Source organism: Gelidibacter sp. (assembly GCF_039916245.1).
Classification (GTDB): Bacteria; Bacteroidota; Bacteroidia; order Flavobacteriales; family Flavobacteriaceae; genus Gelidibacter.
Genome location: NZ_JBDSLS010000234.1, coordinates 1 through 6,883, shown reverse-complemented (window position 1 = coordinate 6,883; position 6,883 = coordinate 1). Strand labels below are relative to the sequence as shown.

The following is a 6,883-nucleotide window of genomic DNA, read 5'->3' as shown; positions in this document are numbered from 1 at the left end:
TGTGGATTATCTTCAGAAATAACTAAAATTAGATACTCTAATAACTATTTAAATTTTGTAAATTTGCCTGCGTTTAACAACGCATCATGGCAACTACTACAAAATACATATTCGTCACTGGAGGAGTAACGTCTTCCTTAGGGAAAGGCATTATTGCAGCCTCTTTGGCAAAATTACTTCAAGCGCAAGGCTACAGAACAACCATTCAAAAATTGGATCCTTATATTAATGTCGATCCGGGTACAATGAATCCTTATGAGCATGGTGAATGCTACGTAACGGATGATGGTGCCGAAACCGATTTGGATTTAGGACATTATGAACGTTTTTTGAATGTGCCTACAAGCCAGTCAAATAACGTGACTACCGGTCGCATCTATCAAAGTGTGATTGAAAAAGAACGTCGTGGTGAGTTTTTAGGAAAAACCGTTCAGGTCATTCCACATATTACCGATGAAATTAAACGCCGCATCCAAATTCTTGGAAATTCTGGTGATTATGATATCGTTATTACCGAAATAGGAGGAACCGTTGGCGACATTGAATCCCTACCTTATATTGAGGCAGTACGTCAATTAAAATGGGATTTGGGAGAGCATAACGCGATCGTGATCCATTTAACTTTGGTGCCTTATTTGTCTGCAGCAGGCGAATTGAAAACAAAGCCTACTCAACACAGTGTCAAAACTTTGATGGAAAGTGGCGTTATGGCAGATATTTTAGTATGCCGTACAGATCGTGAGTTGCCGTTAGACTTACGCCGTAAACTGGCCTTGTTTTGCAACGTTCGTGAGGAAGCTGTCATTCAATCTATTGATGCGTCAACAATTTATGACGTGCCTAATTTGATGCTGGAACAAGGATTGGATAAAGTGGTTCTTAAAAAATTAGATCTTCAAAGTGATAAACCAGATTTGACACAATGGAATCAGTTTTTAAAACGACTTAAAAATCCTAAGAGCGAAGTAACCATTGGATTGATTGGTAAATATGTAGAATTACAGGATTCTTACAAATCTATTTTGGAATCATTCATTCATGCAGGTGCTGAAAATGAAGTGAAAGTAAATGTAGAATCGATTCATTCGGAACATTTAACCGTAGAAAATGCTGCTGAAAAATTAGCGCATTTAGATGGTGTATTGGTGGCTCCCGGTTTTGGAGAGCGTGGTGTGGACGGAAAAATTGAGGCTGTTAGATATGTGAGAGAAAACAATATTCCGTTTCTGGGGATTTGTTTAGGCATGCAAATGGCCGTAATTGAATATGCTCGAAATGTTTTGGGTTTAAAAAACGCCAATTCAACAGAGATGAATCCGCATACCTCTGATCCTGTCATTGATTTGATGGAATCACAAAAAAACATCACGGATAAAGGTGGAACCATGCGTCTTGGCGCTTGGGCTTGCCATTTGGAAGAAGGAAGCATTGTCAAAGATGTTTATAAAAAATCAGATATTTTAGAGCGTCATCGTCATCGTTATGAATTTAACAACGCGTATAAACAGCAAATTGAAGACGCTGGTATGAAAGTTACCGGAGTTAATCCTGAAACCGGATTGGTGGAAATTGTCGAAATTCCTGCTCATAATTGGTTTGTAGGTGTGCAGTACCATCCCGAATATAAAAGCACAGTAACCAATCCACATCCATTGTTTGTGGCATTCGTGAAAGCTGCCTTAGGTTATAAAAACAAAAAAAACGGTGTCAGTATGGCACAAAATTAAAATTGGATGCATTTTTGCTCTGAAAAATCGTATTAAAAAATAATTACCAACTTAAAAAGACTTATCGGATTTTAAAAACTCTCAAGTCTGAATATCAAATACATGGAAGAAAAGAAATTTGATCTCAATTCGATTATAGGATTCGTTCTTATTTTTGGGATATTATTGTTCATGCTATGGCAGAACCAACCAACTCCTGAGGAGCTTGCAGCAGAGGAATTAGCGAAAAAAGTGCAAGTAGCGGCAGAGAAAAATGCGGAAGTGAAAAAAGACACTTTTGTTACCAATGCTGAAGATTATTCCAATACAACGGCTTCTGATTCTTTGAAGCTGGAAGCCTTGAAGAATAAATTAGGTGCTTTTGCGTATGCATCAACCCTACCATCTGCTAAAGATCATGAGACTTTGGTTGAGACCGATTTGTTAGAGTTAAAGTTTAGCAATAAAGGAGGATACCTTTCTGAAGTCAAACTTAAGAAGTTTGTGAATTCTGATTCCGTGCCCATCTATATTATTAAAGATGGTAATGCTGCTTTTAATATTTCATTTTCAACAACGGATAACAGAAATTTAAACACCCAAGATCTTTATTTCGAACCAACGATAACCAAAAATGGTGAAAACACGGTGGTGTCGATGAAACTTAAAGTTTCTGAAAATAAGTTTTTGGAGTATCGTTATGAGTTGAAGCCAAACGATTATATGTTTGGTTTCCATGTGCGTTCACAAGGTTTAAGTGATGTGTTCAATAGTTCTCAGGAAATTAATCTGGATTGGAAGATCAAGACTTATCGTCATGCCCAAAGTATCTCTTATGAAAACAGATATACCGAGCTCATTTTTGAATATGAAGGTGGTAAAGATGATTATTTAGGTCAGGGTAGTTTTAAGGATGATACAAAAAAAGATATTACTTGGATCGCTAATAAGCAGCACTTTTTTACCTCAATTCTTTTAGCCGATCAACCTTTTAAATCGGGATATTTTTCTTCAAAAAACTTAGTTGAAGATGAAGATATAGATACTCTTTTTACTAAAGCATTCGCTAGTAGATTGCCGTTGGCTCTTGAAGGTGGAGAACTTAATAAGAGCATGGACTTGTATTACGGGCCAAGTGATTATAAAATCCTGAATGCTTATGATAGAAATCTAGATGAAGTGCTTCCATTAGGTTGGGGAATCTTTGGATGGATTAACCGCTACCTATTTATTCCTTTATTTGGATTTTTAGGATCCTATATGTCTTACGGAATTGCAATTGTGGTCATGACGATCTTGATCAAATTGTGTTTGTCATTCGTTCAGTACAAACAATTCTTGTCACAAGCTAAACTTAAGATCATTAAGCCAGAATTGGATGCGATCCGTGAGAAATACAAAGACAACAAGATGAAAATTCAGCAAGAAACGATGGCGCTGCAGTCTAGGGCTGGTGCAAGTCCGTTGGCTGGTTGTATTCCAGCGTTGATTCAGTTGCCAGTGTTTTACGCTTTGTTCCAATTTTTCCCATCGGCCTTTGACATTCGTCAAAAGAGCTTCCTTTGGGCAGATGATTTATCGTCTTATGATACGATTTTGGATTTACCATTCAAGATTCCTTTTTATGGGGATCACGTGAGTTTATTCCCAATATTGGCCTCTATCGCTATTTTCTTTTATATGAAAATGACTACAGGACAACAAATGGCTACACAACCAACGCAAGAAGGAATGCCGGATATGGCGAAAATGATGAAGTATATGATTTACTTCTCGCCAATCATGATGTTGTTCTTCTTTAATAACTATGCTTCTGGATTGAGTTTGTATTATTTCATTTCGAACTTGATTAGTATTGGGATTATGATATTCATCAAGAATTTTGTTTTGGATGAAGAAAAAATCCACGCACAAATTCAGGTTAATAAAGCAAAACCTAAGAAAGAAAGTAAGTTCCAAAAGAAAATGAAAGAGATGATGGAACAAGCGGAAGAGCAGAAAAAACAAGGAAAACGGTAAGTTTTTCTTCAAAAATTATAAAGATATGCCTCTGAGTTTTCAGGGGCATATTTTGTTTAAGGTCTATTGTATGGTATTTTTGTGAAGAGGAAAGTCAACTAAATTTCCCTTTAAAATCTATTGGCAGTGCGACAATTTTTAAATGATTGGGTTATTGAATGAGACATTTTATTTATAAATTCTGTCTGTTACTTTCCATGACGAGTGCTTTTGTCTGTGACAGTGCATAAGGTGTTCTGGCCTTTCTGAAGCATACTCTTTAATATAGGAAGTGTTCGTACTGGAATGCAAAATGGATCGCTAAATAGATATTCTAATCCTATAATTAGGAATAACAACGGTAAAATCTTTAAGGTTTTGAAATAAGTGTCATTTTTTTGAGTTTATTTGTTCGACATAAGATTAACTAAACAGTTTTTGAGTTTAATGAATTTGTAAAATGATTAAGCAAAATATTATTTTAGGGTTATTTTTAACCCTGTTTTTAACACCTATGCTTGCGCAAGATCTTATTAATCAGCTCGATAATGACGGGAAGCGCCATGGTTTATGGAGAAAGGATTTTGATAACACTACTCAGCCCAGGTACGAAGGTGTTTTTGAACATGGCAAAGAGGTTGGACTGTTCAAGTTTTATAAAATGGACGGAAAGAAGAGTGTGTTGAGTGCCACCCGAGAATTTTCGGCTAATAATAACAATATCATTGTGAAGTTTTATTCATCCAAAGGAAAACTGATCAGTGAAGGTCAAATGGTCGGCAAATTGTTTGTCGGGAAATGGGTGTATTATCATAATAAAACCAATGGCATTATGATTGTTGAACATTATAATGACCAAGGGCAATTGGATGGCGAAAGATTGGTGTATTATCCCAAAGGTCAACTGGCGGAGCAAACCAATTATGTGAATGGCAAACAAAACGGGAATTCAAAAGTGTTTTCTGAAAACGGGGTGGTGATTAAAGATTTTTTATATAAAGATGATATGCTTGATGGTATGGCTAAATACTACAATGCTGCCGGACAGTTATTAGCGGAAGGTGTTTATAGAAATGATAAAAAACATGGGATTTGGAAATACTATGAAAACGGTGTTTTAAGTGAAGAAAAGGATTTTACGGTGTATAGTAAAAATCCGGGGAAGCAGTAGGGAAGGGTTTCAGGTTTCAAGTTTCAGGTTTCAAGTTGTCCGAAGTTTAAATGCCATTTTGTGCTTGAATTTCGATTGCAACTTGTTTGCTGAGCTTATCGAAGTATATATTTCTTCGCGTCCCTTGCGCCCGACTTTGCGTCCTTGCGGTTAAAAAAGTAGTTTCTTACTTAAATGCAAAGGCACTAGGTTTCTTCGCAAAGGTGCAATGTATTGGTGTTGACGCTATGTGTTGAGACTTACGAAATTTTCTCATTTCAATTTGGACTTCATTTTCATTTTCATTTTCAATTTCGATTTCAATTTCAAACGAATCTTCGTAATTTTGCAAAATGAAAAGAGTAATAGTAGGACTTTCGGGAGGTGTAGATTCAAGTGTGGCTGCGTATTTGTTAAAGGAGCAAGGCTATGAGGTCATTGGCTTGTTTATGAAAAATTGGCATGATGATTCTGTGACCATTTCTGATGAATGTCCATGGTTGGATGATAGCAATGACGCCATGTTGGTGGCAGATAAATTAGGAATACCCTTTCAAACGGTCGATTTGAGCGAGCAATATAAAGAACGCATCGTCGATTATATGTTTGACGAATACCAAAAAGGCCGTACACCAAATCCCGATGTGCTTTGTAACCGGGAAATAAAGTTTGACGTGTTCATGAAAATCGCCCTCGATTTAGGTGCAGATTTTGTGGCTACAGGTCATTATTGCCGTAAAGGTGTCTTGCAAAAAGATGGCAAAGAGATCTATCAATTGCTTGCTGGCGTTGATACCAATAAAGATCAGTCTTATTTTTTATGTCAATTGTCTCAAGAGCAATTATCAAAAGCCTTATTCCCTATTGGTGAATTAACAAAACCTGAAGTCCGCAAAATTGCTGCCGAACAGGATTTGATTACGGCAGATAAAAAAGATTCCCAAGGACTCTGTTTTATTGGTAAAGTAAGACTTCCCGAATTTCTACAGCAAAAATTACAGCCAAAAGAAGGTGTGATTGTTGAGATTTCTGCGGAACAACATATATACAATCAAACAACGCCAGACTTTACTTCTGAAAAGGACAAGTTTGATTATTTGACCCGAAAAATTGACTATAATATTTCTGACGGAAAAATAGTAGGCAAACATCAAGGGGCGCATTATTTTACAAAAGGTCAGCGTAAAGGACTTGCCGTTGGTGGCACCGTCGAACCACTTTTTGTAATCGAAACGGATGTTGAAGAGAATGTCATTTATACGGGTCAAGGTAAGGAACATCCAGGCTTACTTAAAAGTGCCTTGTTTGTTAATAACGATGAAGTCCATTGGATTCGTGAAGACCTAAAACTAGGTTTAGATCAAACGATGGAAGTCAAAGCGCGAATCAGATACCGTCAACCTCTTCAAAATGCAACACTACATCAACTTGAAAACGGACTTTATGTGATTTTTGAAGAACTTCAATCGGCTATCACTGAAGGTCAATTTGTGGCTTGGTACCATGATGACGAATTAGTTGGTTCGGGAGTTATTTCTTAAATTGCAGTAATAATTTTCCGAATTATTGCTGATGAAATTGAAGATCTTCTCGTTTTTATTTTGCTTTTTTTCTTATGCAGTCTTCGCACAGCAAGATGCGTGGGTATATTTTACCAATAAGGAAAACGTTGAAGTTGCCATTCAAAATCCAATTTCTATTCTTTCGCAAAAAGCCATTGATAGAAAAAACGCCCATAATATTGCTATAGACGTTAGGGATGTGCCGGTTAATGAATCCAATATTAGGCGTTTAAAAAGTACTAGTGGCATTACAGTTCTGGCAAAATCCAAGTGGATGAATGCAGTTCATGTAAGAGGTGAAGTTTCTGATATCTCAACGCTTTTTGATTTGTATTTTGTGGCGTCCATTGACTTTGCTGATAAAAATTTAAATGATTTATCACGACCAGCAAAGCAAAAGGATAAGTTTGCCCTTGAGGCCAGTTTGGAAGATTTTAATTATGGAAGTGCTCAAAATCAAGTCAGCA

The 6,883-nt window shown here is 36.7% G+C and carries 4 protein-coding genes and 1 pseudogene; all 5 read left to right on the top strand.

Translation table 11 applies throughout. The features are described from left to right. Positions 1 to 86 precede the first annotated feature (86 nt). Complete coding sequence (locus ABIQ28_RS12535) at positions 87 to 1,727, top strand: CTP synthase (protein ID WP_348037821.1); 1,641 nt, start codon at positions 87 to 89, stop codon at positions 1,725 to 1,727. 102 nt (positions 1,728 to 1,829) lie between these two features. After that, positions 1,830 to 3,725, top strand: a complete 1,896-nt coding sequence (gene yidC, locus ABIQ28_RS12530; RefSeq protein ID WP_348037819.1) for a membrane protein insertase YidC — start codon at positions 1,830 to 1,832, stop codon at positions 3,723 to 3,725. 439 nt (positions 3,726 to 4,164) lie between these two features. Continuing rightward, a complete protein-coding gene (locus ABIQ28_RS12525; protein WP_348037817.1) occupies positions 4,165 to 4,875 on the top strand; it encodes a toxin-antitoxin system YwqK family antitoxin in 711 nt (236 codons plus the stop codon). A 332-nt stretch (positions 4,876 to 5,207) separates the two neighbouring features. Continuing rightward, entirely contained in the window at positions 5,208 to 6,395 is a 1,188-nt protein-coding gene (gene mnmA / locus ABIQ28_RS12520) for a tRNA 2-thiouridine(34) synthase MnmA (RefSeq protein ID WP_348037815.1), read from the top strand. 31 nt (positions 6,396 to 6,426) lie between these two features. After that, positions 6,427 to 6,883: pseudogene (locus tag ABIQ28_RS12515) on the top strand (serine protease); the annotation flags it as partial.